Source organism: Streptomyces sp. NPDC031274 (assembly GCF_055570235.1).
In genome coordinates this window covers 1-1034 of record NZ_JBVIHP010000489.1, presented here as the reverse complement: position 1 = coordinate 1034, position 1034 = coordinate 1, and the positions used below count along the sequence as shown (strand labels likewise).

Below are 1034 nucleotides of genomic sequence, written 5' to 3'. Positions count from 1 at the left end.
GAGGGGCGCTCCGAGCGGGCCTGCCGCTGGCGGGCGACCGTCACGAGGTGGTGGCGTCGACCGCCAACCACATCCACTCCGTCATCGCCATGCTGCGCGAACTGGACTTCGGGGACACACCTCCCGCGATGTCCTACACGGCGTCCGGCACGGCGTCCGGCACGGTCGGGCAGGAGGACGCCGATGCGGCCCTTTGAGCTGTCGCTCGCCGACGCCGCCCGCGTCGTGGCCGCGGGCGAGCTGTCCCCGGTGGAACTGACCGAATCGGTGCTGGACCGCATCGGGGCGGTGGAGGCGCGTCTTCAGGCCTACGTCACCGTCGCCGCGGACTCCGCCCGGGAATCTGCGGCCCGGGCCGAGCGCGAGATCGCCCGGGGCCGGTCGCGCGGCCCGCTGCACGGAATTCCCATGGGTCTGAAGGACCTGATCGACGCCGAGGGCATGCCCACCACGGCGAGTTCGCGCGTCAGGGCGGACCATGTCGCCGAAGGGGACAGTGTCGTCGCCGCGCGCCTGTCCGCGGCCGGTGCGGTGCTGCTCGGAAAGACCCACACCCACGAGTTCGCCTACGGGCTGACGACCCCTCAGACGCGCAATGCCTGGGACCACAGTCGTGTCGCCGGCGGGTCGAGCGGAGGCTCGGCCGTCGCCGTCGCGGCGGGAGAGGCCATCTTCGCGCTGGGGACCGACACCGGCGGATCGATCCGGGTGCCCGCGGCGCTCAACGGCGTGGTGGGTCTCAAGCCGACGTACGGCCTCATCTCCCGCCACGGTGTGACGTCCCTGTCCTGGTCCCTGGACCATGTCGGTCCCCTCACCCGTACGGTGCGGGACGCCGAGCTCGTCCTCGCCGCACTGGTGGGACGGGGCCGGCGCGACCCGGCGGGAGGCGCCGCCGCTCCGGTCGGCCGGGCCTCTTCCGAGGCGGGTGACCTGTCGGGGCTGCGGGTGGGCGTGCCGCGCAATTACTACTTCGAGCGGATCAGCCCGGAGGTCGAGGAGAGTGTGCGCCGGGCCATCGAACAGCTCCAGGC

Annotated in this window: 2 protein-coding genes; both read left to right on the top strand. The window is 72.9% G+C overall.

All coding sequences use genetic code 11. From position 1 onward, the window contains the following. Positions 1-197, top strand: a 197-nt coding sequence (locus ACZ5CR_RS47395) for a hypothetical protein (RefSeq protein WP_468870284.1), incomplete at its 5' end; no start/stop codon positions are given. Beyond that, on the top strand, positions 184-1034 hold an 851-nt coding region (locus ACZ5CR_RS47390), incomplete at its 3' end, for an amidase (RefSeq protein WP_468870282.1). The genes ACZ5CR_RS47395 and ACZ5CR_RS47390, both read left to right, overlap by 14 nt.